Source organism: Streptomyces sp. NPDC047515 (assembly GCF_040643055.1).
Classification (GTDB): domain Bacteria; phylum Actinomycetota; class Actinomycetes; order Streptomycetales; family Streptomycetaceae; genus Streptomyces.
Map to the genome: position 1 here is coordinate 61,637 of NZ_JBEYTM010000031.1, position 24,596 is coordinate 86,232.

The window sequence follows — 24,596 nt, forward strand, 5'->3', positions numbered from 1 at the left end:
CTCGCGCGAATCCGCGAAAAGCGGTGGCGGCGACGGTGACCACCTTCGGCCGCGGTCTCGCTCTCGTCATGTGCGGTGCGGCTGTTGCGAGTACGAGGGACAATTCCACGGTCGGTTCGAGAGCGCGCGCGGCTTCGGTGGCCCAGTTCGTCACCTCTTCGAGATCTACGAGGGGAAAGGTGAACGTGGTCGACATGACCGCCCCGGGAAGCCGGTGCAGGCGAAGGTGAAAACGGGTGACGACGACGAAGAAGCCCGGACCTGCTCCGTGCGCCGCCCGGAGCAGGTCGGGATTCTCGTCCTTGTTGCACCGGACCGTTTCTCCGTCCGCGGTCACGGCTTCGATTTCGTGGACGCTCCGACAGGCCGGCCCCAGGGGACCGGAATTCCATCCGAGGCCTCCGCCGAGGAGATATCCGCCGACCGCGACCGACCCACAATGCCCCGTGGGAAAGAAGAAGCCGCGCTCCGCGAGTTCCGGAGCGAGGTCACCGCCGGTGACAGCCAGCTGCACAACCGCCGTCGCAGAAGCCATGTGGATCTCGCACCGCCGCAGCCGGGAGAGGTCGATGAGCATGCCGTCGGAACGGACGGAAGAACCGCACCAGCTGTGCCCGCCCGCCCGCACCGCGATGCGGAGCCCGAGGCGACGAGCCAGCCCGACGGCCCCGGGAACATCCCGTTCCGAAGCGGCACGGACGATCAGTTCCGGGAATCGCTCGGGCTTGCGCCCGTTCCACACCATGCCTGCCAGGATCGCGTCGTAGTCGGCATCGCCGCGCTGGACGAGCTCCCCTTCGATCCCTCTGGCCAGTTCTCTGTCACGCATCGCAAGACTCCCGGACTTGCACGGCTACGGCTGTGGACGAAGCTGAGGATGCGTGCGCCGCGCCCCTAACTTGTGGTCAGGCCGAAGATGGCGATGATCACCAGGTAGCACACTGCTACGAGCGAGGCTCCCGCTACGTGGACACGGATGGAGCGCGCCCTGGCGGGCAGCAGCCAGAAGGCGAGCGCTCGGGTGACCAGCGGCATCAGCAACCAGGTCAGCACACTGACACTCAGTACGTTGCTGATGAACAGGGCGAGATACCCGGGCACTCCCAGGCGGCCGAGCCAGTCACCGACCGTCAGGTTCAGGATCATCACCGTGGGATACAGGGCGAGCACCACGGACATGGCCTGCTTCCAGTTGGACGGGGCCTCTTCCTCCGCGCCCTCGCCGAAGCGGAACCAGGCGCCGAACGCCGATCCGATCTTGCGCACGTCGTAGGAGCCGAAGTATTTGCGACCTTCCGTCAGAAGCCTTTCGCGCGCCTCGGATCCGAGCCATTCATCAAGGTGTTCGCGTGTGTCGAAACGGAAGGCGACCACCCAACGGTCCTGAACTCCCTTTACCGGCCCGAAAAGCTCCGACCCCATGAAGCCAGGATGTCTCTCCTGTTCCTTGAGGATTTTGTCCTGCCAGTGCATGAATTCCTGTTCGCGCCCCGGCCGTACTTCGTGCGATACGACCGCCGTGACGACATCCTCGGTCGGCGTGCCACCGGAAAGCACCTCTTGCGTGGGGGCTCCGTCGAACAGCGGGCGGCCTTCGTCGAGGAGTTGCCGACGCGCATTCGAGTCCAGCCACTCGGTCAACTGCTCGACACGGGAGAAGCGGAACACGACGACCCACTCGTTCTCCTCACCGGAGGCCGGCGGGTACAACTCCGTTCCCTGGAAACCGTCAAAGCCTCGCGCGACCTCGTTGGTCTTGTCCTGCCAGCGCTTGTAGTCCTCGTCCCGGCCGGCCCGGACTCTCTGGGAGATCACGACCGTCGCGCTGCCGCTGGGGCCACGGCTTGCACGGGTACTCATGCGGAGTAGTCTAGTTCGAAAAGAAGTTATCGGACAAATAGTAGAATATTCCGCCCTGGTGAGCGGGAGGATCCTGGTGAGCGGGAGGATCTTGAGATGGGACACAAGGAGTTCATGGCCGAAGCGGTTCGTCTGGCCACCGAGTCCGTCGACAACGGCTGGGGCGGGCCGTTCGGTGCGGTGATCACCAACGACGGCGAGATCATCGCTCGCGGGCAGAATCGTGTGCTTCTCACGGCCGACCCGACTGCGCACGGCGAGGTGGAGGCCATCCGCAAGGCGGTTCAGCTGCTCAATCCGGAGGCGCCCAGCATTTCCGAGGCGCACCAGGACGCTTACACCCTGAAGCTGGTGCCTCGCCCGGAAGGTTCCCCCGATGTGGTGCCCGAGCGCGCTCGCATGCTGCAGGGGTGCTCGATCTACACCAGTGGCGCCCCGTGCCCGATGTGCATGAGCGCCATCTACTGGTCCCGGATCGGCGCCGTCTACTACAGCTGTGACTGGAAGGCGACTCAGGCGATCGGCTTCGACGACGTCTTCCAGTACGAAGACTTCGCGAAACCCCCTGGCCGGCGGAGCATCACTCTCGAACAGCTCCACCCCGAGCTGGGGGCCACGTCCTACGAGGCGTGGATGAACAAGGCGAACAGGCACCCGTACTGAAGCGGCTCGGGACGGGAGGCCGATCGCTGCGTTGCCGATGGGCCGGGATATCGGGGCCGGACGGCCGACGGCTTGCCACTCAGCCATGGAAGAGCGGCAAGACGTCGGTCGTTCGTGTGAGACAGGTACTACGTGAGGCGGGTGCTGCGTGCGAAGGTGCTACTTGGGCGGGCGGATGTTGCCGCCGCCCATGTTGCCGCCGCCGCCCATGTTGCCCTGCTGCTCACTCTGCTCCTGCAGCTTCCGGGCCTTCTCCTGAAGCCGCTGGCGCTGCTCAGGGTCAGTGGTGCGCTCCGCGGCCTCGGTCATGTGCCGGGCTTTGTCGCGCAGCTCCTGCGCACGGTCACCGGATTCACGTGCAACGCTCATCATCGCTCCTTGTGCGGTTGGGAAGAGCGGGCTCCATCAGAGAACCAGTGCCGTCGCGTCACCGCACCTCGAATCGTCACTCAGTGTCACGATGTGTCGGAGGGGCGGTGTGGCGCTGGCATGATCAAGGGCATGAACGAGAGCATCATCGCCGCGTGTGACGGCGCATCGAAGGGCAATCCGGGGCCTGCGGCCTGGGCGTGGGTCGTGGCCGACGCACAGGGGCGTCCGGAGCGCTGGGAAGCGGGACCGCTGGGAACCGCCACCAACAACGTCGCCGAACTCACGGCACTGCGTGAGCTGTTGGAGTCCACGGACCCGTCCGTGGCGATCGAGGTGCGGATGGATTCGCAGTACGCGATGAACGCCGTGACCAAGTGGCTGCCCGGGTGGAAGCGCAACGGCTGGAAGACCTCGGCCGGCAAGCCCGTGGCCAACCGCGACCTGGTGGCCGGGATCGACGCCCTGCTGACCGGCCGGGCCGTGGACTTCGTCTACGTGCCCGCCCACCAGGTCGACGGGGACCCGCTCAACGCCCTCGCCGACCAGGCGGCCAGCGAGGCGGCGGTGGCACAGCGGCCGGCCGGTACCGCGCACGGTTCCGCGCAGCTCCCGACGCCCGCCCCCGCGCGGGCGACCGAGGGGCGGGGCAAGGGCGCCCCGGTGAAGAGGGCAGGGGGCTCGGCACGCCCCGCACGCTCCGGCGGCACCATCCGGGCCAAGTTCGCCGGCCGCTGCCACTGCGGAAAGCCTTATGCGGCACAGGAGATGATCGCCAAGAACCCGAAGGGCTGGGGCCACCCGGAGTGCCGCACCGCGCCCGCCTGAGCTGCGGCCCCCACTCGGGCCGTACGGACGGTGCGGCCGGTTCGGGCCGGGCGGGGCTTCGGGCCGGGCGGGGCCGGATCACGGACCGGAGCGGGCGAGTGGCCACGCGCATGCGGACCCGCATGCCATGATGCGGCTCCGACGGCGGTGTCCGCGGCGCACCGCCGACGCCGCCGGGGCAACAGGGACACGCTGGGGGGCGTATGGGAAACACGGGCACGGTGCTGCGTGAATTGCGCGGTGCGCAGAAGACGGCCAAGGGGGTGTCGCTGTACTCGCGGTACGTGAACCGGCCGGCCGGGCGGGTGTTCGCGGCAGGTGCGTACCGCATCGGACTGACGCCCAATCAAGTCACCCTGCTCAGTGCCGCATTCACCTTCGCGGCCATCGCCTCGGTGGCACTCGTGCGACCGTCCTGGGGGCTCGCGGTCACGGTGTACGCGGGTCTGGTCGTCGGCTTCGCCCTCGATTCGGCCGACGGCCAGCTGGCCAGGCTGACCGGCCGGGGAGGCCCGGACGGCGAGTGGCTGGACCATGTCGTGGACTGCGCCAAGATGATCCTCGTACACACCGCTGTACTGATCTCGTTCCAGCGGTTCTTCGCTCTGCCGTCCGACGGCTGGCTGCTCCTGCCACTGGGCTTCCTGTTCACCGCCGTGCTGACCTTCTGCGCGGGGCTGCTGCGCGAACAGCTGGGCAGGGCGGGCGCACGGCGCGCACCGGGCGACGGAGCCCCGGCCCCGGTGTCCCGGGTGCGGGCCGTGGCACTGCTGCCCGCCGACTACGGAGTGTTCTGCCTGGTGTTCCTGCTGCTCGGCGACCGGACCGCGTTCCGCGTCGGCTATGCCGCGCTCGCCGTCGTGCACGCACTGTTCCTCGTGGCATTCCTCGTCAAGTGGTTCAGGGAGCTGAAAGCGCTCCGGACTGCGGACTGACGAGGGCGTCCAGCGCCCGGCGCAGCTGGGTGCTGGACGTGTGCACGGTGTACGGGAAGTAGACCACCTCGACGCCGACCTCGGCGAAGTCGTGCTCCAGCCGCCGGCCCTTCTCCGTGTCCCGCCAGTCGTCCCCCTTGAAGATGACGTCGAACCTGACCTGCTGCCAGGTCTCGACCTTGTCGGGCACGGTCTCGACGAACGCGGCATCCACATGACGGACGCTGCGCACGATCTCCAGCCGCTCCGGCAGCGGAATCACCGGCCTGTGGCCCTTGGCGAGCGCGGCCATCTCGTCCGAGACGACTCCCGCGACGAGGTAGTCGCACTGACTGCGGGCATGCCGCAGGATGTTGAGGTGCCCTATGTGGAACAGGTCGTAGACCCCCGGCGCGTAGCCGACCCTGTGCACCATCCGTTCTCTCCCCCCACGGTGAACGTGATGTCCGTGTCCCTGGGCAGTTGTCCGGACATGGCATCCGGTGCCGCGGGATATCGGTATCGGTGTTGATGGTGCAACGACCTTACTGTGAAGACCACTTGCGCATCTCGTGAACGGATAAGCTCGCTTTTGGGGCTGTTCCTTGGGGGGAACACAGAATGTTCCGGGGGGGAAGGCGAGCGTCCATGCCCGATGCCGATCGTCACAAGCCGTTCGAAGGCCGCACGCTGCTGGTCGTCTCGACGAACTACGCGCCGGAGCTGACGGGCATCGGCCCGTACGCCGCGCAGCTCGCCGAGCACTGGGCCGCGTCCGGGGCCGACACCCATGTACTGACCGGCATGCCGCACTACCCGTCCTGGCGGACCGAGGCGGAGTACCGGGGCGTATGGCGGGCCGTCGAGACGCGGGCCGGGGTCACCGTCCACCGGCGAAGACATTATGTGCCGTCCCGGCAGACCGCTCTGCGCAGGGCCGCGTTCGAGGCCACGGTGCTCGGTCACGGGCTGCTGGCGCCGCCCGTCTCGCGTCCGCCGGACGCGGTGATCTCCCAGATGCCCAGCCTCGCGGGCGGGGTCGCCGGAGCCCGGCTGGCACGCCGCCACCGGGTCCCGTACATACCGGTCGTACAGGATCTGATGGGCGCGGCCGCCGCGCAGAGCGGAATCCGGGGAGGCGGCCGGGCGGCGGCCGTCGCCTCGGCGGCCGAACGGTACGCGCTGCGCGGCGCCGCCCTCGTCGGAGTCATCCACGAGACCTTCGTCCCACGCGTCACCGCGTACGGCGTGGACCCCGGCCGTATTCGCACCGTTCCGAACTGGTCGCACGTCCGGGCCCCTTCGGCCGACCGCGCCGGCACGCGGGCCAGGCTCGGCTGGAGCGAGGGCACTCCCGTGGTCCTGCACTCCGGGAACATGGGGCTCAAGCAAGGGCTGGAGGTCCTCGTCGACGCGGCCCGGCTCGCGCCGGAAATCCGTGTCGTGCTGATGGGGGACGGGAACCAGCGCGAGGCGCTGCTGGGGCGCGCGGCGGGCCTGCGCAACCTGGACTTCCTGCCGCCGGCCGGCGCCGACGAGTTCACGGACATCCTCGCCGCCGCCGATGTGCTCGCGGTGACCCAGCGGGCGTCCGTGCTCGACATGAGCGTCCCGTCCAAACTCACCTCGTACTTCGTCTCGGGCCGGCCCGTCGTGGCCTCGGTCGCCGACGGGGGAGGGACGGCCCAGGAGGTGCACCGGTCCGGCGCCGGGATCCTCGTCGCGCCGGAGGACCCCGCCGCGCTGCTGTCGGCCGTACGCAAGCTCGTCGAAGCGCCGGCCGGGGCGGACGCGCTCGGCGCCAACGGGCCGCGGTACGTCGCACGTCACCTGAGCCGGGAGGCGGGCCTGGCCCGCTTCGACGCACTGCTCACCGAGGTTCTCGCCGACGCACGAGGGAGACCACACCGATGACCCAGCCCATCCGCGCCCTGGAGGACCAGGACGAACCCGCCCTGCTGCGGGACCAGTTCCGCCAGCTCCTGCGCTACCGGGCACTGCTCGCCTCCGGCGTGGTCCTCGGGCTGCTCGGCGGCGGCTGGCTCGCCCTGAGCGGCGAGGACAGCTACACGTCGACGGGCGAGGTGGTCGTGCGCTCCGCCGCCTCCGATCCCTTCGCCGCGGGCGCCTCCGCCGACAAGGGCATCAACATCGGCTCCGAGCGGCAGACCGCGGTCAGCGACACCGTGGGCACCCTGGCCGTCGGTGTTCTGGCCCGGCACGGCGACAGCGTGGAGGTCGGGACACTGCTGTCCGGACTCCAGGTCACGAACCCGCCGAACACCCTCGTGCTCCGCTTCTCGTACACCGGCCGCACCCCCGCCCTGGCGAAGGCGCGGGCCGAGGCGCTCGCCGACGCCTATCTGGAGATCCGCAGACAGCGCACCGAGGACAGCATCGCCAACATGGTCGACGGCTACCGCGCCCAGCTGAAACCGCTCACCGAGCAGCGGGACCAGCTGGCGGAGCAGGCCGTCGGCAGCAACGACGTGACCAGCGCACGGGCCAACCTCGTGGTCTCGATTTCCGAACTCAGCAGGAAGATCTCGGAGTTGCGTGCCCTGGACACCACTCCCGGCTATCTGACGAAGAAGCCCGTGGCGCCCACGAAGCCCACCGGTGCGGGGCTTGCCCTGCTGCTGGGACTCGGTGGAGTCGTCGGGCTGGCGTTGGGGCTGCTGCTGTCCTGGGTGCGCCTGGTCTTCGACCCGGCCGTGCGCTCCACCCGGGAACTGGTCCGTTCCCTCGGCGCCCCGCTGCTCGGCACCCTGCCCAGGGAGCGGGCAGCCGCGGGCACGCTGCTCGCCATCGGGCGGAGCGGGAGCCGGCTGGCCGAGGAGTACCGGGCGGTCGCCTTCCGGCTCGCCTACGACCCGTCGTTCGCCCAGCGCCGCAGACTCCTGGTCACAGCCCCGCGCGGGGACAGCGCCGCGGCGGCCGCCGCCGCGGTCAACCTGGCAGCGGCCTTCGCCGAGATGGGACGCGACGTACTCCTGGTCGAAGCCGATCTGCGCACCCCCTCACTGGCCAGGGACCTCGGCCCGGCCGTGCAGGGCGCCCGGCCGCGCTGGGCGACGGAGGGCGAGCGGGCCTGGCCGTCGGACAGCCGGATGAACGTGGACGTACCCGGGTCGGGCGCCTTCACCCTGATAGCGGGCCGACGCACGGACAATGTGCCGCGCGCCCTCACCTCCGCGCCCGTCGGACGGATCGTCGCCGAGGGCGACCGGCCGGACGCCGTCGTCATCGTGCTCGCCCCGCCCGTGCTGTCGTACGCCGACGCCGTCGCGCTGATCGACCGGGTGGAGGGTGTCGTCGTGGTCTGCGACCCGCGCGAGGTGCACCGCAGCGACCTGGAAAGGATCCGCGAGATCATCGAGGCGGCCGGCGGAGCGGTGCTCGGCGCTCTGCTGCACCCCGGCCGGAGCCGCCACGAACGCAGGGCCCGCACGAAGGCGGGCAAGCGCCGCGCGGAAGGTGGCCGGTCCGGCTCCGCGCCCGGCCGGGGCGACGGGGACGGCCGCGGTGGCCCCGGGCACACCGGCGACCCGGCCCAGACGCTGGGCCTGCGCACCTTCGACTCCACCGCGGGACGCAGATGAAGGCACGTAGCGCGATCGTCTGCTCGGTCGCGGACCAGGGCGTGGCGGCGCTCACCAACATCCTGGCACTGGTGGCGGCCGCCCGCCTCTCCACCGTGGCCGACTTCGCCCGCTTCTCGGCGGTCTATCTCGTCTTCACGGTGCTCCTGGGCGTCTTCGGCGCCTACACCGGGCAGCCGCTCGTGCTGCGGCGCGGCGAGCACGACGAGGTGGGCGGCGCGTGCCGGTCGGCGGTCGCCTTCACCCTGCTCGCCGCGTCCGCGCTCGGCGCCCTGCTCGCCGCCGTCTGTCTGCCGCTCCCGGGGGCCACCGCACGCGCCCTGATGACGCTGGGACTCGTCCTGCCGGTGGTCCTCGGACAGGACACCATGCGCTACGCCTTCTCCACCCTGCAGCTGCCACACCTGGCGCTGGGCGGCGACGTGCTCAGACTGGCCTGCGTACTGGGCGCGCTGGCCATGCAGCCGTACGGCGCCCCGGCGGCCCGGCTCGTCGCCGTCTGGGGGCTGTCCGCGCTGCCCGCCCTGCTGCTGTCGGCCGCCCTGCTGCGCCGCAGGGTGGCCGGCACACCGCTGCGGCTCAAGGTCCTGCTGCGCAAGGGGCATCTGGGGCGGCGCTTCGTGGTGGAGTTCGGGGTCGGCAACGCCACCAGCCAACTCTCCGTGCTCGGACTCGGTGCGGTCGGCAACCCGCTGGTGGTCGGCGCCCTGCGCGGCGCGACCACGCTCTTCGGGCCGCTGAACGTGCTGTTCACCTCGGCCACCGGCTTCGGCCCGCCGCTGCTCGGAAGGCTCCCCTGCGAACGGCGCCGGGTACGCGCCACGGCGATGCTCGCCGCAGTCCTGGCGCTGACCGCAGGGGCCTGGGCCACGGCACTCGCCCTGCTGCCCGACGGAATCGGCCGCCACCTGCTCGGCGACACCTGGCCCACGGCGGCCGCCCTGCTCCCGGCGACCGGCAGCCAGTACGCGGCCATGGCCGTCGGGACCTGCGGACTGCTGGCGCTCCGGATACTCGACCCGCGCACCACTCTCTCCATCCAGGTGGTCTTCTCGCTCGCCGCGGTCGTCTTCCTCACCTGCGGCTACGCGTGGGGCGGGGTGCCGGGTGCGGCCTGGGGCCTGTGTCTGGGGTCCGTCTGCAAGGCGGTGGCCACCTGGACCCGGGTCGCCCGGCTGAGAAGCCGTACCGCCGTGGCACAGGCGCCCGTCAGTGCGAGCGCCGTCCGCTCCCGTTCCTGAAGCTGGAGACCAGCAGCAGACAGAGCGCCCCGATCGCCAGCTTCCCGACGGACTGCAGCAGCGGTCCGCGCAACAGAATGAAGGTGTACCCGGCGATCAGTGGAGCGGCGACGGCCAGCACGCTGCCGGGGCCGTCCCGGGAGACGGCGCGGGCGTAGCGTCGGTCGGTGCGCGCGGCGGCGTACCCGATGAGCGCGAGAGCGCCGACCATGCCCGGGGCACCGAAGTCGACCCAGAGCTCGGTCCACAGCGGTGCCGACAGGTTGGTCATGTTCATCCCCATCCACTGCCCGACGCGCACCCCCGTGTCCTCCGGTTTGCCGCTCCACACCGACCGGGGCACGAAGAAGAGGGCGGAGCCCGCCAGTTGACGTCCGTACGTGTGGCCGCGCGTGTCGACCCAGGTGATGGTGTTGGCGAACATCACCGTCTGGTCGTAGTCCTTGGTGGCCAGCGGCTCGAAGGCAGACGACGACTCCACCGGCCGGTACCCGGCGCTGTCGTAGCGGAACCGGTCAGCGTAGGGGAACAGCACCAGCGCCCCGACCACGCCCATGGCCAGCACCGACCGGTACATCGCCGCGCTGCTCGGGAACGCCGTGAACAGCAGCGAGACCAGCACGGTCAGGAACCAGTAACGGGCGTTGGAGATCGGGTTGTTGACGATGGCGTTGAGGACCAGCAGCGCACACCAGACAAGCACGGTCGAGGGGGAGCGCCGGGCCCTGCGCGAGGTCACCAGACGACGGGTGCAGAAGAGCAGCCCGATCAGCGCGGGCACCGTGCCGAAACCCTTGAGGAAAGCTGATCCCACATTGGACTGGCTCGACGTCACGCCGCTGACCGCGACCGAGGCGCTGATCTCCTGACGGCTGGTGAAGAAGATGGCGGGCCCGCCGAGCTTCAGGACGTAGTAGCCGCTCGCCGCGAACGCGAGCAGCACCAGCAGCCTGAGCCGGCCCCGGTACGCGGTTGCCGGACCGTTCCCCGAGCGAGCGGTGGTCCGGCGGCGCAGCGGACGCCGGGACGCCAGCAGCGCCCCGAGGTCGAACGCGGCGCACCCCACCAGGATCAGCGCGATGGCCGTCACCAGATCCGACCGGGGTCCGACCATCTGGGTCGGGGTCAGGCCGATGACCACCTGCGCGAAGGGCGCCACGCCCATCGCGATGTACACGAACATCCAGAAGACGCCCTGCAGCAGACGCCGCCGGGTGGACAGGATCATCGTGGCGAGCCGGGCGCCCGCGTAGCAGGTCAGCACGAGCTGCAGCCAGTACGCGGTGTCCCGTACGCCCGCACCCGGCTGCGCGGCGATCACCGCGGGCAGGAAACAGACCAGCCCGAGAATGAGCGGAACGGCCAGGGCGCGCGACAGCATGGCCCACGACATGGGCTTCGCCGGCGGCCGGACCGGGTCGTGCTCCGCTACGGGGGCGGTCGCCGCCGCCCCGTGCACGGACGTCATGTGCTCCCCGTTCCGTGGACCTGTGAATACTCTAACGAATCACCAACTTGGGGGGTTTGGATGACTAGTGCCCCTCCCGGCAAGCTTTGCCCCGTCGCGCCGCCCAGCGCGCACGCTCGCCGCGTTGGCCAAAAGCCCTGGTAGCTCCGCTACAAGGACTTCCGACCGCCTTGCGATCGCACGCACTGGACGACGCTCCTTCCGGGCAAACATTGCCGGTCGCGGCACTAGTCTGTAAAAGATCGGCCGAGGTTGAGGGGAACCTGGTGAAGATCCTGCACGTCGTCACATTGCACACCCCGGATCACGCGTTCGGCGGCCCGACCAGGGTGGCGCTCAACCTGTCGAAGGTCCAGCGGGCCGGAGGCGACGACGCCCGCATCATGGCACTGGGCGACGGCTTCGAAGGGCCGCTGCCGCGCGAGGTCGAGGGAGTACCCGTCCATCTCTTCCCGGCCCTGCACGTGCTGCCCGTGTTCGAGGTCAGCGGAATCACCTCCGGCGCGCTGCTGCTCGCCGCCCGCCGCATGATGCGCGGCGCCGATCTCGTCCATGTCCATCTGATGCGTGACCTGGTGACGCTCCCCGTCGCACTGCTCGCGCTGGCCTCCGGCACACCGCTGGTCGTCCAGACGCACGGCATGGTGGACCCGACCGAGAAGCGGGTCGCGCAGCTGACCGATCTGCTCGGGGTACGCAAGGTGCTGCGCGAGGCCGACGCCGTACTGCATCTCACCGAAACGGAACGGCTCGATGTGAACGCCGTCGCCGCGCCGGTTCCGTTGACCCGCACCGTACGGCTGGTCAACGGGGTGAAGCCGCAGGAGCCGCGGCCCGTCCGTACGCCGGGGCGGCCACCGACCGTCCTCTTCCTGGCCCGGATCCAGGAGCGCAAGCGTCCGGAGGACTTCGTCGCCGCGATGCCGTCGGTCCTGGCCGAGCACCCGGACGCCCGGTTCGTGCTGGCCGGACCCGACACCGGAGCGCTGTCCGCCACGCTCGAACTCGCCCGCGGACTCGGGGTGATGGAGTCACTCGACCAGGTGGGTCCGCTCGGCCACGAAGAGGTGCTGGCAGCGGGACGACGGGCCGATGTGTACGTACTGCCGTCGATCGAGGAGCCCCTCGGCGTCTCCGTCCTGGAGGCGATGTCCGTCGGAACGCCCGTCGTCATCACCCGCACCTGTGGTCTCGGCCCCGATGTGGCGCGGGCCGGGGCGGGCCGGGTGATCGACAGCCGGGTCGGCGAGGACGGGGAGAATGCCCTCAAGGTCGCCCGTGCGGTGCTGGAGCTCCTCGAACCCGAGGTCAACGCACGGGCCGGCAAAGCCGCCTGGGACCTGGTCAATGAGCACTTCACCATCGACGTCGTGACCCGGACCCTCCGGCGGACCTACGAGGACGTGGTCCGCCGGCGGGGCCGCAGGCCGGCCTGAGTCACACGGCCTTTCCCTCACGGGACTTGAGCGCGATCTGCCAGCGGTAGAAGCTCATCGCCAGGGCGAAGTCGAGCCCCGCCCGCCCGTCGAGGAATCCCCGCCGGTACACGTACATGTACGCGAACGACACCAGGGGCTTGAAGGGCGCCTTGTGGAACAGCTGTCCCTGGCGGGACTTCACCCTGCGCACCTGCTCCTTGACCTCCGGATGATGTTCCAGCCATGCCTCCCAGTCCGAGTACCGGTTGTGCCGCTCGAACCAGGCGGTGACCGGGTCGAGGTCCTGATGCTCGATCGGATGGCGGAGCGAGCCGACCGACTCGGCGACCGGCTGGTAGTGGCCTTCGACCTCGCCGATGCCCGGCGCCTCCAGATCACCCACCTCCGGGTAGCGACAGCGGGTGCGGTCGGTCAGTGACCGCTTGCGGATGGTGTAGCCGTGCCGCAGCCGCTTCCCGGAGAACCAGTAGCCCAGCGGTATGTCGTACGCCGCCGGTCTCGGCGCCCCGGGATCGGCGAAGATCTGCCGAAGTTCGGCCAGCAGACCGGGACTGAGCCGCTCGTCCCCGTCGAGCAGCAGGATCCAGTCCAGGTCCGTGCGGACATGGTCCAGGCACCACTGCTTCTTGCGCGGATGACCGCCGTCCCAGGTGTACGTGATCACCTCGGCCCCGCACTCCTCGGCGATCTTCGCCGTGTCGTCCGTACTGTGCGAGTCGACGACGACCACCGCCTCGAAGTGGCCGAGCACCGATGTGACCGCCTCGGCGATGTTGAGCCCCTCGTTCTTCGTGGGGATCGCCACGGCTATCGGCAGCTTGCTCATCCACGGTCTCCTTCCGGCAGCCAGGCGTAGCAGCCTGTGGAGGTGAAGGCACGGGCCGCCTTCGGGACGGTGATCCCGGTCCGCTTCCCGGAGGAGCCCGACGCCAGGGTCCTGCCGTGCGCCCCGGTGATCTGCCAGGTGCAGCTCTCGGTGGGAGTGACGTCGTGGTAGCGGCCCGGCCGGATGCGCTCGCCCTCGTACATGCCGTCGGCGTACCCCCGTGAGGCATCCCGCACCAGGTCGCCGTGGCGGGAGCAGAGGTGTGCGACGGCGGGCTCCGCGTCGGCGATCTCGCCCGTCACGATCGCGGCGACCGCAGTGTCCCGGTCGACCTTCACGAGGAACGTCAGCCTGTCGCAGGTCTCCTGACCGGTCTGGAGCACCGCCGCCGGATCCATCCCCTGGGGAACCCGGTCGACGAGGTACTCCTTCTGCTTCTTGGTGAACGTGCCGGTGGCCGGCGTGAGTTCACCGGTGGGCAGTCTGGGCGGTTCGCTCGTGCGCCGTGCCGGGGGGCCACTGGACGCGGTGGCCCCGGGGCCGGCCGAGGGAGCGGTGACGGGGGTGCGGCCGGACAGGGGCCCGGCGCCGTTCGCCTCCTCGTGCCCCTCGGAGGACGAGCCACAGGCGGCCAGGGCCGCCGTCAGTACGACGACGGCGGCACCGGCCCGGAACGGATGCCTCATCCACCCGTCCTCAGGGCGTAGTGGGCACTGACCTGCGAGCTGCTCAGCGCGGTCGGGTAGACGGCGGTCTCGTCGACCTGCCCCGCGAAGAAGTTGCTCGTCGGTCGGCTCGGCCAGTTGTTCAGGTTGTCACCGCCGACCCGCCAGTAGCCGCTGTAGTCCTCGTTGGTGGTGTACAGGGCGCTGGAGGCGCGCAGCTGCCCGTCGACGTACAGGGCCATGCCGCCGGTGCCCTGGGTGGCGACGACATGGTGCCAGGCGCCGTTGTTGTAGGCGGCGGGAGTGGTGATGGTCCTGGTGCCGCCGCTGTACACGCCGAAGACCAACTGCCCGTCGTCGCGCATGTACACATGTTTGTCGTACTTGGTGCTGTTCTGCATGGTCACATTGCCGAAGCCGATGATCTTCCCCCCCTTGGTGGTCGTCGTTCTGATCCAGGTCTCGACGGAGAATCTGGTGGGCTGTGGGTGAAGCTTGTTGCTGTAGGCGTACTGGTTCGTTCCGTTGAAGCCGATCGCGGTCGAAGGACCCGCGACCGCCGCCGGGGTCTGCCGGTAGGCGGGGGAGTTGCGCAGGAATCCGTTGTCCCGTCCGCCGCCGGTGTCGGCCGCGAAGGTCGATGTGCCTTCGTCGTACCGCCAGTACAGCGACGCGCCGTCGGCCAGCACCTTGGCGGGGTACTTCTCGGCGGTGGACGCCACGGTGGCGGAGAGAGCGGGCGACTTGGCGCTGGTGTTGGTGCCGTCGCTCGCGCTGATCCGGTACGAGTGGGTCTCGCCCGCGGCCACGTCCGTATCGGTCCACCTCAGCTGCGGCCGGTCCCAGAACAGCGAGTATCCGGTCGTGGTGTACACCGGGGTGCTCGCACCGTCCTTGTAGATCCGGTAGGTGAGTTCCCCGTCGTCGGCGTCGAAGCTCGTCTGCCAGTTGACCTCCACCTTGCCCGGGGCGACCGTGGACAGGCTGACGTTCGGCACCCAGGGCGCCCCGGTGTCCGGACCGTCGGCGAACCGCGTCAGGCCCTGCTGCCGCGCGCCGTTGACGGTGGTGAACTCGCCGCCCACCCACAGGTAGTGGTGGCCGCCCTTGTCGGTCTGCGCCATCACCCGCGGCCCGACCGGCTCCCCGATGCCGTCATTGGTGTCCGGGAACCACGGGAGCAGTTTCGGATCGTCGACCGACTGGGCCAGCAGGTGCTTGCGAGGCTGGTCCGGGAACTCGCCCATGCTGGAGCAGTCGTGCGCGTGACTCCCGCTGTACAGAACACCGTTGTGCACCAGGACGGCCTGTGTGGCACCCAGGCAGGTGTCCCGCCAACGCTGCTCGAAGTTGCTCAGATTCAGCGCGATCCGGCCGTCGAAGACACCACCTCCGGTGCCCTCGTTGGCGGTGTAGAAGCCGGTGGCGTCCGTGGCCAGGTCCTGCACCGTGGAGGTGTTCGGAATGAATCCCGCCGGGTAGCTCTTGACGACGGCCCCGGTGGTGGCGTCCACGACGGCCAGCGCGTGCGACGTGGTGCCGTTGACGGTGAAGAAGTCGCCGCCGAGCAGCACGTGCTTGCCGTCGGGTGTCAGCTCCAGGGCCCGGCCCACCTCGTCGGTATTGGCCTTCCACGGCTTCAGCGCGGCGCCGGTGGTGACCGCGGCGAACTTGTTCCGGGTCTGCCCCGCCACGGTATTGAAGTCACCGCCCAGATAGACGGTGTCCGCCGTGACGGCCAGCGCCCGCACCGTCGCGGAGACGGAGAACTTGAAGTCCTGGCGCGGGGTGCAGGTCGCGGTGTCGATCGCGGCGATATTGCTCACCCCGACGCCGCTCACCGCCCCGAACTGCCCACCGACGTAAAGGGTCTTCTGGTCCGGGGAGAGCGCGAGCGCCCGTACGGTCGCCGTTCCCGACGACAGCGTGAACGACAGACTGCAGCCGGTCGGTGTGCCGGTCGCGGCGTCGAACGCGGCGAAGTTCACCGCGGGCTGCTCGGAGGTGCCGGCATCCGCGCCCGGCGGCCGGACGGTGGAGAAGGTGCCGCCGGTGTAGACGACACCGGCGTCCGACGCGGCCATCGACCAGACGATGCCGTTGGTCTGCCAGGTGGTGAGATCGTCCGCGGTCAGTGAGACCGGCGGGGTGAGGGCCGCGGCCGGGGAGCCCCCGGACGTGGCCGCGGTCAGTGCTCCGGCGAGCAGGCAGAGCGCGGCGGCCGCGGCCCGTGCCCGGCCGTGTCCGGTGGGTCTGCGCCCCGTACTTCCGTTCATCATTCAGCTCCGAAGGTGAGAACGAGCTGCGGCCGGAAGGCCGCGGTTCCTGCCTCGTCCGGCCGACGGCGAAGACGCTTTGTCCCGCCGCCGACGAGGGCGAGTGAGTGGTCCGGGACCGGGGTCCGGACCGGTGCGGACGCGCTCGGATCCACCGGCCGGCCGGTGGAGGAGACCGAGGAGGCGTCCGTGTTGGTCCCCGGCACGGTCGTGGGGTGCGCCGGCCGGGTGCTGTGGGGGAGCGCCGGACCGGGCCACGCGACGGTGACCGGCACGGCGGTGCCGCGATGGAAGGCGTCCGGACGGTTCATCGGTCCACCCGTACGGCCGCTCCGGCGAGTTGGTCAGACAGCTGTCGGATGTCCGCCTCGACCATGATCCTGGCGAGCTCCTGCGCCCTCACCGCCGGTTTCCAGCCGAGGAGTTCCTCGGCCTTGGCGGCGTCACCGATCAGCGCGTCGACCTCGCTGGGACGCTCGTACTTGGCGTCGTAGCGCACGTGCTCCTGCCAGTCCAGCCCCGCGTGGGCGAAGGCGTACTCCAGGAACTGCCGGACGCTGACCCCCTCGCCGGTGGCCACCACGTAGTCGTCCGGACTGTCGCACTGCAGCATCCGCCACATCGCGTCGACGTACTCGGGGGCGTAGCCCCAGTCGCGCACGGCGTCGAGGTTGCCGAGGTGGAGGTGGGTCTGGAGGCCTGCCTTGATCCTGGCCACCCCACGCGTGATCTTCCGGGTCACGAAGGTCTCGCCGCGGCGCGGGGACTCGTGATTGAAGAGGATCCCGTTGACCGCGAACATCCCGTACGCCTCACGGTAGTTGACGGTCGCCCAGTACGAGTAGACCTTGGCGACGCTGTACGGGCTGCGCGGATGGAACGGGGTCTTCTCGTTCTGCGGCGGCGGGGTCGCGCCGAACATCTCCGACGACGACGCCTGATAGACACGGGTGTCGTTACCGCTCGCCCGCACGGCCTCCAGCAGCCGGATGGTGCCGAGCCCCGTGATGTCGCCGGTGTACAGCGGCGCGTCGAAGGAGACCCGGACGTGCGACTGCGCACCCAGGTTGTAGACCTCGTCGGGCCGGATGTCACGCAGCAGGTTCACCAGCGCGACCCCGTCGGCGAGGTCGGCGTGGTGCAGGACGAAGGATCTGTTCTCTTCCTCCGGGCCCTGGTAGATGTGATCGATCCGCTCGGTGTTGAAGCTCGACGAGCGGCGTATCAGCCCATGGACCGTGTACCCCTTGTCGAGCAGCAGCTCGGACAGGTACGAACCGTCCTGTCCGGTCACGCCGGTGATGAGTGCGGTCTTCGCCATGACTCCCCCCTCCTGTGGTCGCCTGAAAGGCTGTTTGTACGCGCCGAAATATCGGCAATTGAGTGATCTGCGGTAAAACATCACCGAGGTCGGTGGCTGCTGGCACAATCCGAGCCATGACGACTGATCTCCCCGGCCCTCCCCAGGAATCCGTCCGCCCCCTCCTGCGACCCGGCGCCCGCATATTCGTCGCGGGCCACCGCGGCCTGGTCGGCTCGGCGGTGGTGCGCCTCCTCGCCGACGCCGGGCACGAGGTGATCACCCGCGACCGCGACCGCCTCGATCTGCGCGACACCACGCGGACCGGGTCGTTTCTCCGCGAGGTCCGCCCCGACGCCGTGGTGCTGGCCGCCGCCAAGGTAGGCGGGATCATGGCCAACAGCACGTATCCGGTGCAGTTCCTCGAGGACAACCTGCGCATCCAGCTCAGCGTCGTCGCCGGAGCGCACGCCGCCGGGGTCGAGCGGCTGCTCTTCCTCGGGTCGTCCTGCATCTACCCCAAGCGCGCCCCCCAGCCGATCCCCGAAAGCGCCCTGCTCACCGGCCCGTTGGAACCGACCAACGAGGCATACGCACTGGCCAAGATCGCCGGAATCGTGCAGATCCGGTCCTATCGCCGGCAGTACGGCGCCTCGTACATCAGCGCCATGCCCACCAACCTCTACGGACCGGGCGACAACTTCGACCTGGAGACCTCGCACGTACTGCCCGCGCTGATCCGCCGCTTCCACGAGGCGCGGCGCGACGGCTCGCCCGCGGTCACGCTCTGGGGCTCCGGGAACCCCCGCCGCGAATTCCTGCACGTCGACGACCTGGCCGCCGCGTGCCTTCTGCTGCTGGAACGCTACGACGGTGACGACCCCGTCAACATCGGCTGCGGCGAGGATCTGACCATCCGCGAACTCGCCTGCACCATCGGTGAGGTGACGGGTTATCGGGGTGCCGTCGAGTGGGATGCCGCCAAGCCCGACGGCACCCCCCGCAAGCTGCTCGACGTCTCCCTTCTCACCTCTCTCGGGTTCGCACCGCGGATCGCGCTGCGCGACGGGATCGCTCGCACGTACGCCTGGTGGCTGGAGCAGGCGGCCGCGCAGGTCTGAGCGGACCCGACGGGCCGTCCGGCACGGGCCGGCCGCCGCGACGCGACGGCCGCCCGTCCTCCCGGCCCCGTACGGCCGGTGGTCTCGTACTCCTTGCATCGACCGCCGCCGTTCTCAGTACGCCCCGCGGCCGTCGGTGACGGCGCGCAATGTACGAGCCATGAGTCCCATGTCCGTGGTTACCGACCAGTTGTCGACATACCACAGGTCCAGTGAGACGGTCTCCTGCCAGGAAAGGTCCGAGCGTCCGCTGACCTGCCACAGGCCGGTCAGCCCAGGTCTCACCGCGAGTCGTCGCAGTTCGCGCTCGTCGTAGCGGGACACCTCCTCCGGCAGCGGAGGCCGTGGACCGACCAGCGACATGTCGCCCCGGAGCACATTGATCAGCTGCGGCAGCTCGTCGAGCGAACTCCGCCGCAACAGGCGCCCGATTCCGGTCACCCGGGGGTCGTGGCGCATCTTGAACATCGGACCGTCGTTCTCGTTCGCCGTGATCAGCTGCTCCTTGTGGCGTTCGGCGTCCACCACCATCGTCCGGAACTTCCACATCGTGAACGGCCGGTTGTGCTGCCCCTGGCGGATCTGGCGGTGGAACGCCGGTCCGTCGGAACCGAGCCGCACCGCTGCCCCGATCAGGAGGAGCAAGGGCGCGAGAACCAGCAGACCGAGCGCGGCGCCGACCCGGTCCACGACGGCCTTCAGGGCCGCCTGCGGCCCTCGGCGCAGTGGGGGAGCGACATGCAGCAGGGTCAGCCCGGCCGCGGCGGCCGGTCGTATCCGGCCGGCCGCGATGCCGGAGAGTTCCGACAGCACGGACAGCGGCAGCCCACCGTCGTGCAGACCCCAGAAGAGCTGTCGAAGCCGCTCCTCGGAGAGTTGTGGTCCGGGCACCACCAGAGCCAGGTCCGCGTCATGGGCGAAGGCCCCGCCCAGCACGGTCGAGGCGTCGTCGTCGGCCGGTGCCGGTGCGAGCCGGCCCGGCACCTGGACCTCGCACCGCAACGGTGTGGTTCCCACCGGTACGGCGGCCACCACCGTGTACGGGTGATCCGTGCGGGAACCGAGCAGCCGCACCGCTCGTTCCACCCCCGTGGCCTCCCCGACCACCAACACCCGCCGGACGGCCCGTCGTTGCCGCCCCGACCATGGCAACCGCCCTGCCCCCCAAGCGGCGACGCCCATCAACAGGCCGGGCAGCAGCGCCACGACCGCCGTCGCGGGGTCGACCGAATCGCCGGTCATGGTCCGCGCCACGGCGAGCACGCCGATGAGCAGCAGCCAGTCGCCGATCGTGCTCAGTACCCCCGGCGGGCCGCCCGGAGGCCGGGCCGCGTACCGGCCGCGCGCGGCCCGCACACCGGACCAGGCCAGTGCTGCCACGGCCGCGGCGAACACCGCCCGCGACTGCCCCCCGGCCCGCAGGACGAGCCATGCCGGAATTCCGAGGCCCAGAAGCTCGGCGCCGATGACGGCGGGCAGCAACCGGCCCGTCCGGCTCTTCGTCGCCGTCGGCTCCGAACGTTCGCGCTGTACGGTCGGCGCCCTCCACGGATCGTCAAGTTCCTTGCTGCGAGGCCGATTCGACACAGACCGCAGACGTGGTGCCCCCGCCAGTCCCACAGGTCCTGATCTGTCCGAATCGGGTAGCTCGACATGCCCCATGGACCCCCCAGTCACAGTTGCATCGCCACAAACGGGGCGCATCCGCCGATCCCATGGACTGACGGATGCGCCCTCGCTCGGTGCACGATATCCACACACGTGCCATTTCGCTGGAGTTCCAGTGAAGTTCAGACATGCACACTGACTCGGAACTCGTCCCGTTCCGTGCTGGATCTCTTGGTCTGTGCGTGACTGTTCGCATTTGGAGAGTGCTGGATTCGGATGATGTGCGCTGATGGCCGGGTTTGACCCGCAGGATGTGCACCATGACGACCTCCCGGCAAGACCGTTCCCGGCGACAGGCGGGCTTACGCGCGGCCTTCCGGCCACCCGACGAGCCGCGGTCAGAGGCCGTCGGGTTCGTCCTCGGGCCCTGACGGCCAGGCGGTCGGAGCCGACCTTCCCGGCGCCAGACGGTCCACCAGATCGGCCAGCTCCTCGCAGGCCTGCTCGATTCTCCGGCGGATGTTGCTCTGTTCGGTGACGACGGCGGCGAGCAGCAGCGCGGTCAGCGCCACGGAACCGTTGAGCACCGCGAGATTGACCATCACATGAAGGAGGGTGTGGCCCTCGAAGGGGCCCACGCCCTGCGTTCCCGCCACGACCGCGAGGACGGACACCAGGAAGGCGCACGGCGCGCTCCCCGCCAGCTGGAATCGCAGGGCCGCCCAGATGAGCAGCGGAAACACCAGGTAGATCATCGTCAGTGAGCTCCTGGTGGCCACCAGCGACACCGCGACGGAGGCGGCCGCCAGCGCGCTCGCCTCGATCCACCGGTCGGTGATCCGTGGCATCCGCGCCCTGCGCATCACGAGCAGCAGCGGAGTGACCACGAGCACGCCCATCGCGTCCCCCGCCCACCAGGCCGTCCACACCGGCCAGAACCCGCTCAATGGCAGATTGTCGTCCAGCACCAGCATCCACGTGCCCACGGTCGCGCTGATGGTCATGCCGCCCAGCGCACCGAGGAAGACCAGCATCAGACCGTCGCGCAGCCGGTCCAGCTCCCAGCGGAAACCGGCCCTGCGGAGTATCAGGTACGAGCAGACCGGGGCCAGCGTGTTGCCCGCCACGACGGCGGCGGTGAGGAGCGAAACCGAGTCGTCCAGCGTGGAGATGACGCACAGGGAGCCCAGCGCGATACCCGGCCACACGCGCGGGCCCAGGTAGAACAGGGCGCTCAGCGCGATGCCCGTCGGCGGCCACAACGGGGTGACGACCGCCCCCTGGACGGAGACCCCGCGGATCAGACCGAGACCTCCGGCCAGGTAGTAGAGAGCGGCGACGGCCAGGATGCGCAGTGCGGCCGAGGCCGTACGTCTGGTTCTTTCGCTGCGGATCACATATCTCATCAGACACCTACCCGGACGGGTGGCGGCTGTTTGACACGCTCGGCCCGGGGGCCGGCCCTCACCCCGGCCCGGGGCCGGCCCCGTGGCGCAGGACGAGCACGGCCGCGTCGTCCACGTGCCCGGTCCGTTCCGCCGCGCGCAGCACCGCGTCGGCCAGTTCACCGGCGTCGGCCGCGGCCCGGGAGACCACCAGCCGCGTCACCGCGTCCAGGCCTTCGTCGATCGGGAACGAGGGCCCCTCGACGACCCCGTCGGTGACCAGGACGAAGGCTCCGGGGCCCGTCAGTCTGCGCCGGGTGACCGGATAGCGCTCACCCGCCTGGATTCCCAGCGGCAGACCGCCCTCGTCGGTGGTGCAGCCGGACTGTCCGTCGGCCGTGGCCCACACGGCGGCGACATGACCGGCACGGGCGCTGTGGAGCTCCCGGGTGACCGGGTCGACACGGACGAACGTGCAGGTCGCGAAGAGGCCGGAATTCACCGAGAGCAGCAGATCGTTGGTCCGGCCCACGACCTCGCCGGGGTCCGCGGCGGTGGCGGCCATCGCCCGCATCGCGATGCGGATCTGCCCCATGAAGGCCGCTGCCTCGACGTCATGGCCCTGCACGTCCCCGATGGCGAGCGCCAGTGCGCCGTCCGGCAGCACGAACCCGTCGTACCAGTCGCCGCCGATGTCCAGTCCGCTGCGGGCCGGCATGTACCGGGCGGCGGTCTGCAGCCCGGGGAGGGCGGGCAGCGCCGAAGGGAGCATCTCGCGCTGGAGCGCCTCGGCCAGCTCCACCCGTGCCTGATGCAGCTCCACCTCACGGCGTGCCCGTGAGGTGAGCTGTTGCAGAGTGGTGAGCAGTTCGCCGGCGCTCGCCGCACGGGGAGGACGACGCCGGTTCATGGGCCGCTCCGCACTCGGTGGAAGTGACTGAGAGGAGCTCACACCATGGGCGCCCGGCTCGCGACGCCTGGCACGCACGCTCGCTGCGTGGCCGGAACGCCCTGGTAGCTCCTTCCCCAAGCTCTCAGCTTCGTTCGAGCAGGGGGCACCCCGTCCGAGGACCTTCCAGCGCCTTGCGATCGCACGCACCGGACGCCGCGAGCTGATCGGACTCCCATGGTGTGAGCTCCTCTTGCCGCATCCTATTTCGGCGATGAGATCCCCGCAGGACGAGACGGAACGCGCGAACGGGCCCGGCCGGGTGGATCCTGAGGGCAGGACCGCGTCGTGGCGGCGCACCGAGTCCGGGCGCGGTCGCAGGAGGTGCTCGATGACGCGCAAGCTGGAGTGGACGGTCCGTGTCGGTCTGTCCGAGGACGACGGCACGACCAGGGCCGAGGCGGTGCTGGACACGGGTTCCGAAAAGCTCGTGGGACACGGGGTCGCCCGCTGCAACCCGCAGGACGTGGACGTTCCCGCCATCGGCGACGAACTCGCGGCGAGCCGCGCCATGAAGGATGTCGCCGCACAACTGATGAAGGCCGCCGACCAGGAACTGGAATCGGTCGGAGCCGGCCCCACGAGCGGCCCCGTCGCACCGCCGTACGCATGGTCCGACACCACGGCCTGAACCCGCGGGAAGGCATGGGGCCCGCATTCCGACGAGAGCGCCGGGGCGTGGTGGCGGTGCCCCGGCACACGGACGCGCCTGCCGCCGGGCAGGGCCCGCAAGCCCCGGGGCGGGCAGCGGCAGCGCTACGAGGGGAGGCGGCCCATGCGTGAGATCCTCCCGGTGCTCAGTCGCTGGTACACCGCCGGGAAGCCGTTCGGGCTCGCCACCGTCGTCGCCGTCAGCCAGAGCGCGCCGCGCGGCCCCGGCGCCGCGATGGCCGTCGGCCCGGACGACGAGGTCGTGGGCAGCGTCTCCGGCGGCTGTGTCGAGGGCGCGGTCTTCGAACTGGCCAAGGAGGTCGTGGAGACCGGCCGGGCCCAGCTGCGGACCTTCGGCTACAGCGACGCGGACGCCTTCGCCGTCGGGCTCAGCTGCGGCGGCGCGATCACACTTCTGGTACGTCCTGTGACGCCGACGTACGACACCTCCTTCGGCGAGGTCGCCGCGTCGGTCGCCGGGCACCGCCCGGTGGTGGTCGCCACCGTCACCGACGGACCCGGCCCGCGCGGCGCCGCCCTCGCCGTCGGGCCGGACACCGTCTCGGGGTCACTCGGCGCGAGCGGCCTCGACGCCGCCGTCACCGCCGACGCGCGCGGGGAACTCGCCCTGGGCGCCACCGGCCTGCGGCACTACGGCCCGGACGGCGAACGGCGTGAGGACGACGTCACGGTGTTCCTCCAGTCCTTCGCGCCACCGCCTCGGATGCTGGTCTTCGGCGCGATCGACTTCGCCGCGGCGGTGGCCAGGATCGGCGCGTTCCTCGGCTACCGCGTGACCGTCTGCGACGCCCGCCCCGCCTTCGCCGACCCCCGCCGGTTCCCGGAGGGCGTGGAGGTGGTCGTCGACTGGCCGCACCGGTACGTGCGCGGTGCGGAGACCGACGGACGGACCGTGATGTGCGTGCTCACCCACGACCCGAAGTTCGACGTCCCGCTCCTGGCGGTGGCCCTGCGTACCCAGGCCGCGTACATCGGGGTGATGGGCAGCCGCCGGACCCACCGGGACCGGCTGGCCCGGCTGCGCGAGTGCGGTCTCGGCGAGGCGGAACTGGCGCGTCTGCGCTCGCCCATCGGCCTTGACCTCGGCGCGCGCACCCCCGAGGAGGTGGCCGTGTCGATCGCGGCGGAAATCGTCGCACTGCGCTGGGGCGGCACCGGGAGCCCGCTCACCGACACGACCGGGGCGATCCACCGGCCACCGCCCGACACCCGTGCGTCCGAGTGAGTTGTGTGTGGGCGGAGGCTCTCCCCGGCTCCCGCGCCGTTCCGTCGCGGGCCGGGGAGCGGCGACGCAGCCGGGGCCGGCCCGCGAGGGCCTCAGCTTGGCGTTTAACGTGGGCGGGCTTGGTGTTCTTTGATCGATTCGGCGCGTTTGACGGTCTTGCCGACGTCGTGGTGCCTGGCCCGGTG

Annotated in this window: 22 protein-coding genes and 1 pseudogene; 10 read left to right on the forward strand and 13 right to left on the reverse strand. The window is 70.3% G+C overall.

The genetic code is table 11. The features are described 5' to 3' along the window. Nucleotides 1–364: 364 nt before the first annotated feature. Together ABZ826_RS24280 and ABZ826_RS24285 are read right to left on the reverse strand one after the other, a co-directional pair. Nucleotides 365–829 (reverse strand): annotated as a pseudogene (locus tag ABZ826_RS24280) (FAD-dependent oxidoreductase); the annotation flags it as partial. Between the two features lie 65 nt (nt 830–894). Further along, nucleotides 895–1,860 carry an antibiotic biosynthesis monooxygenase gene (locus ABZ826_RS24285; RefSeq protein ID WP_361451968.1) on the reverse strand — a complete coding sequence of 322 codons (966 nt, stop codon included), beginning with the start codon at nt 1,858–1,860 and terminating at the stop codon, nt 895–897. Between the two features lie 96 nt (nt 1,861–1,956). Between ABZ826_RS24285 and ABZ826_RS24290 the strand changes: the two genes are divergently transcribed. Next, nucleotides 1,957–2,523 carry a nucleoside deaminase gene (locus tag ABZ826_RS24290; RefSeq protein WP_361451970.1) on the forward strand — a complete coding sequence of 189 codons (567 nt, stop codon included), beginning with the start codon at nt 1,957–1,959 and terminating at the stop codon, nt 2,521–2,523. A 159-nt stretch (nt 2,524–2,682) separates the two neighbouring features. Here ABZ826_RS24290 and ABZ826_RS24295 read toward each other — a convergent pair whose 3' ends face one another. Continuing rightward, on the reverse strand, nt 2,683–2,892 hold the full coding sequence (locus tag ABZ826_RS24295) for a DUF6381 family protein (RefSeq protein ID WP_361451973.1): 210 nt from the start codon (nt 2,890–2,892) through the stop codon (nt 2,683–2,685). A 132-nt stretch (nt 2,893–3,024) separates the two neighbouring features. Here ABZ826_RS24295 and ABZ826_RS24300 point away from each other — a divergent pair, with 132 nt between their 5' ends. Both ABZ826_RS24300 and ABZ826_RS24305 read left to right on the forward strand, forming a co-directional pair. Beyond that, nucleotides 3,025–3,720 (forward strand): ribonuclease H, encoded by a 696-nt coding sequence (locus ABZ826_RS24300; RefSeq protein WP_361451976.1) that lies wholly within the window; start codon nt 3,025–3,027, stop codon nt 3,718–3,720. 203 nt (nt 3,721–3,923) lie between these two features. Further along, on the forward strand, nt 3,924–4,655 hold the full coding sequence (locus ABZ826_RS24305) for a CDP-alcohol phosphatidyltransferase family protein (RefSeq protein WP_361451979.1): 732 nt from the start codon (nt 3,924–3,926) through the stop codon (nt 4,653–4,655). Here ABZ826_RS24305 and ABZ826_RS24310 read toward each other — a convergent pair. Then, nucleotides 4,621–5,070 (reverse strand): adenylyltransferase/cytidyltransferase family protein, encoded by a 450-nt coding sequence (locus ABZ826_RS24310; protein WP_361451982.1) that lies wholly within the window; start codon nt 5,068–5,070, stop codon nt 4,621–4,623. The genes ABZ826_RS24305 and ABZ826_RS24310 overlap by 35 nt on opposite strands. Before the next feature lie 212 nt (nt 5,071–5,282). Between ABZ826_RS24310 and ABZ826_RS24315 the strand changes: the two genes are divergently transcribed. From ABZ826_RS24315 to ABZ826_RS24325, 3 genes are read left to right on the forward strand one after another with little or no spacing between them, the layout of a single operon-like run. After that, the gene (locus tag ABZ826_RS24315) at nt 5,283–6,548 is read left to right on the forward strand and encodes a glycosyltransferase (RefSeq protein WP_361451985.1); all 1,266 of its coding nucleotides are present in this window, start codon (nt 5,283–5,285) and stop codon (nt 6,546–6,548) included. After that, nucleotides 6,545–8,236, forward strand: a complete 1,692-nt coding sequence (locus ABZ826_RS24320) for a lipopolysaccharide biosynthesis protein (protein WP_361451988.1) — start codon at nt 6,545–6,547, stop codon at nt 8,234–8,236. Before ABZ826_RS24315 ends, ABZ826_RS24320 begins: the two co-directional genes overlap by 4 nt. Further along, nucleotides 8,233–9,477, forward strand: coding sequence for a hypothetical protein (locus ABZ826_RS24325; RefSeq protein WP_361451991.1), 1,245 nt, complete (start codon nt 8,233–8,235; stop codon nt 9,475–9,477). Before ABZ826_RS24320 ends, ABZ826_RS24325 begins: the two co-directional genes overlap by 4 nt. On the opposite strand, the gene ABZ826_RS24330 is transcribed toward ABZ826_RS24325, so the two are convergent. Then, a complete protein-coding gene (locus ABZ826_RS24330) occupies nt 9,446–10,945 on the reverse strand; it encodes a hypothetical protein (protein WP_361451994.1) in 1,500 nt (499 codons plus the stop codon). The two genes, ABZ826_RS24325 and ABZ826_RS24330, sit on opposite strands and share 32 nt — an antisense overlap. A gap of 266 nt (nt 10,946–11,211) precedes the next feature. Here ABZ826_RS24330 and ABZ826_RS24335 point away from each other — a divergent pair, with 266 nt between their 5' ends. Next, nucleotides 11,212–12,381: a glycosyltransferase gene (locus ABZ826_RS24335; protein WP_361451997.1), complete on the forward strand. Its 1,170-nt coding sequence runs from the start codon at nt 11,212–11,214 to the stop codon at nt 12,379–12,381. A gap of 1 nt (nt 12,382) precedes the next feature. On the opposite strand, the gene ABZ826_RS24340 is transcribed toward ABZ826_RS24335, so the two are convergent. From ABZ826_RS24340 to gmd, 5 genes are read right to left on the reverse strand one after another with little or no spacing between them, the layout of a single operon-like run. After that, nucleotides 12,383–13,210: a glycosyltransferase family 2 protein gene (locus tag ABZ826_RS24340; protein ID WP_361452000.1), complete on the reverse strand. Its 828-nt coding sequence runs from the start codon at nt 13,208–13,210 to the stop codon at nt 12,383–12,385. Further along, a complete protein-coding gene (locus tag ABZ826_RS24345; RefSeq protein ID WP_361452003.1) occupies nt 13,207–13,896 on the reverse strand; it encodes a hypothetical protein in 690 nt (229 codons plus the stop codon). The genes ABZ826_RS24340 and ABZ826_RS24345 overlap by 4 nt, the downstream gene beginning before the upstream one ends. Then, complete coding sequence (locus ABZ826_RS24350) at nt 13,893–16,154, reverse strand: LamG domain-containing protein (RefSeq protein ID WP_361452006.1); 2,262 nt, start codon at nt 16,152–16,154, stop codon at nt 13,893–13,895. Before ABZ826_RS24350 ends, ABZ826_RS24345 begins: the two co-directional genes overlap by 4 nt. Further along, nucleotides 16,151–16,462, reverse strand: a complete 312-nt coding sequence (locus ABZ826_RS24355; protein ID WP_361452009.1) for a hypothetical protein — start codon at nt 16,460–16,462, stop codon at nt 16,151–16,153. The genes ABZ826_RS24350 and ABZ826_RS24355 overlap by 4 nt, the downstream gene beginning before the upstream one ends. Then, a complete protein-coding gene (gene gmd / locus ABZ826_RS24360) occupies nt 16,459–17,472 on the reverse strand; it encodes a GDP-mannose 4,6-dehydratase (RefSeq protein ID WP_361452012.1) in 1,014 nt (337 codons plus the stop codon). The genes ABZ826_RS24355 and gmd overlap by 4 nt, the downstream gene beginning before the upstream one ends. A gap of 116 nt (nt 17,473–17,588) precedes the next feature. Here gmd and ABZ826_RS24365 point away from each other — a divergent pair, with 116 nt between their 5' ends. After that, nucleotides 17,589–18,572, forward strand: coding sequence for a GDP-L-fucose synthase (locus ABZ826_RS24365; protein WP_361452015.1), 984 nt, complete (start codon nt 17,589–17,591; stop codon nt 18,570–18,572). 114 nt (nt 18,573–18,686) lie between these two features. On the opposite strand, the gene ABZ826_RS24370 is transcribed toward ABZ826_RS24365, so the two are convergent. The 3 genes from ABZ826_RS24370 to ABZ826_RS24380 form a co-directional block, all read right to left on the reverse strand. Then, nucleotides 18,687–20,192: an exopolysaccharide biosynthesis polyprenyl glycosylphosphotransferase gene (locus tag ABZ826_RS24370; protein ID WP_361452018.1), complete on the reverse strand. Its 1,506-nt coding sequence runs from the start codon at nt 20,190–20,192 to the stop codon at nt 18,687–18,689. A gap of 386 nt (nt 20,193–20,578) precedes the next feature. Next, a complete protein-coding gene (locus tag ABZ826_RS24375) occupies nt 20,579–21,577 on the reverse strand; it encodes an MASE1 domain-containing protein (RefSeq protein ID WP_361452021.1) in 999 nt (332 codons plus the stop codon). A 67-nt stretch (nt 21,578–21,644) separates the two neighbouring features. Beyond that, entirely contained in the window at nt 21,645–22,475 is an 831-nt protein-coding gene (locus ABZ826_RS24380; protein ID WP_361452024.1) for a PP2C family protein-serine/threonine phosphatase, read from the reverse strand. Between the two features lie 370 nt (nt 22,476–22,845). Here ABZ826_RS24380 and ABZ826_RS24385 point away from each other — a divergent pair, with 370 nt between their 5' ends. After that, the gene (locus ABZ826_RS24385) at nt 22,846–23,145 is read left to right on the forward strand and encodes a DUF1876 domain-containing protein (protein ID WP_361452027.1); all 300 of its coding nucleotides are present in this window, start codon (nt 22,846–22,848) and stop codon (nt 23,143–23,145) included. Nucleotides 23,146–23,289: 144 nt separating this feature from the next. Then, entirely contained in the window at nt 23,290–24,411 is a 1,122-nt protein-coding gene (locus ABZ826_RS24390; protein WP_361452030.1) for an XdhC/CoxI family protein, read from the forward strand. Nucleotides 24,412–24,596 lie beyond the last annotated feature (185 nt).

Excerpts from the sequence above, each read along its gene's own strand:
- ABZ826_RS24390 (WP_361452030.1), top strand. The coding sequence starts at position 23,290 with ATGCGTGAGATCCTCCCGGTGCTCAGTCGCTGGTACACCGCCGGGAAG.
- ABZ826_RS24300 (WP_361451976.1), top strand. The coding sequence starts at position 3,025 with ATGAACGAGAGCATCATCGCCGCGTGTGACGGCGCATCGAAGGGCAAT.
- ABZ826_RS24350 (WP_361452006.1), bottom strand. The coding sequence starts at position 16,154 with ATGATGAACGGAAGTACGGGGCGCAGACCCACCGGACACGGCCGGGCA.
- ABZ826_RS24295 (WP_361451973.1), bottom strand. The coding sequence starts at position 2,892 with ATGAGCGTTGCACGTGAATCCGGTGACCGTGCGCAGGAGCTGCGCGAC.
- ABZ826_RS24340 (WP_361452000.1), bottom strand. The coding sequence starts at position 13,210 with ATGAGCAAGCTGCCGATAGCCGTGGCGATCCCCACGAAGAACGAGGGG.
- ABZ826_RS24320 (WP_361451988.1), top strand. The coding sequence starts at position 6,545 with ATGACCCAGCCCATCCGCGCCCTGGAGGACCAGGACGAACCCGCCCTG.
- ABZ826_RS24290 (WP_361451970.1), top strand. The coding sequence starts at position 1,957 with ATGGGACACAAGGAGTTCATGGCCGAAGCGGTTCGTCTGGCCACCGAG.
- ABZ826_RS24285 (WP_361451968.1), bottom strand. The coding sequence starts at position 1,860 with ATGAGTACCCGTGCAAGCCGTGGCCCCAGCGGCAGCGCGACGGTCGTG.
- gmd (WP_361452012.1), bottom strand. The coding sequence starts at position 17,472 with ATGGCGAAGACCGCACTCATCACCGGCGTGACCGGACAGGACGGTTCG.
- ABZ826_RS24315 (WP_361451985.1), top strand. The coding sequence starts at position 5,283 with ATGCCCGATGCCGATCGTCACAAGCCGTTCGAAGGCCGCACGCTGCTG.
- ABZ826_RS24305 (WP_361451979.1), top strand. The coding sequence starts at position 3,924 with ATGGGAAACACGGGCACGGTGCTGCGTGAATTGCGCGGTGCGCAGAAG.
- ABZ826_RS24330 (WP_361451994.1), bottom strand. The coding sequence starts at position 10,945 with ATGACGTCCGTGCACGGGGCGGCGGCGACCGCCCCCGTAGCGGAGCAC.
- ABZ826_RS24365 (WP_361452015.1), top strand. The coding sequence starts at position 17,589 with ATGACGACTGATCTCCCCGGCCCTCCCCAGGAATCCGTCCGCCCCCTC.
- ABZ826_RS24325 (WP_361451991.1), top strand. The coding sequence starts at position 8,233 with ATGAAGGCACGTAGCGCGATCGTCTGCTCGGTCGCGGACCAGGGCGTG.
- ABZ826_RS24345 (WP_361452003.1), bottom strand. The coding sequence starts at position 13,896 with ATGAGGCATCCGTTCCGGGCCGGTGCCGCCGTCGTCGTACTGACGGCG.
- ABZ826_RS24380 (WP_361452024.1), bottom strand. The coding sequence starts at position 22,475 with ATGAACCGGCGTCGTCCTCCCCGTGCGGCGAGCGCCGGCGAACTGCTC.
- ABZ826_RS24310 (WP_361451982.1), bottom strand. The coding sequence starts at position 5,070 with ATGGTGCACAGGGTCGGCTACGCGCCGGGGGTCTACGACCTGTTCCAC.
- ABZ826_RS24355 (WP_361452009.1), bottom strand. The coding sequence starts at position 16,462 with ATGAACCGTCCGGACGCCTTCCATCGCGGCACCGCCGTGCCGGTCACC.
- ABZ826_RS24385 (WP_361452027.1), top strand. The coding sequence starts at position 22,846 with ATGACGCGCAAGCTGGAGTGGACGGTCCGTGTCGGTCTGTCCGAGGAC.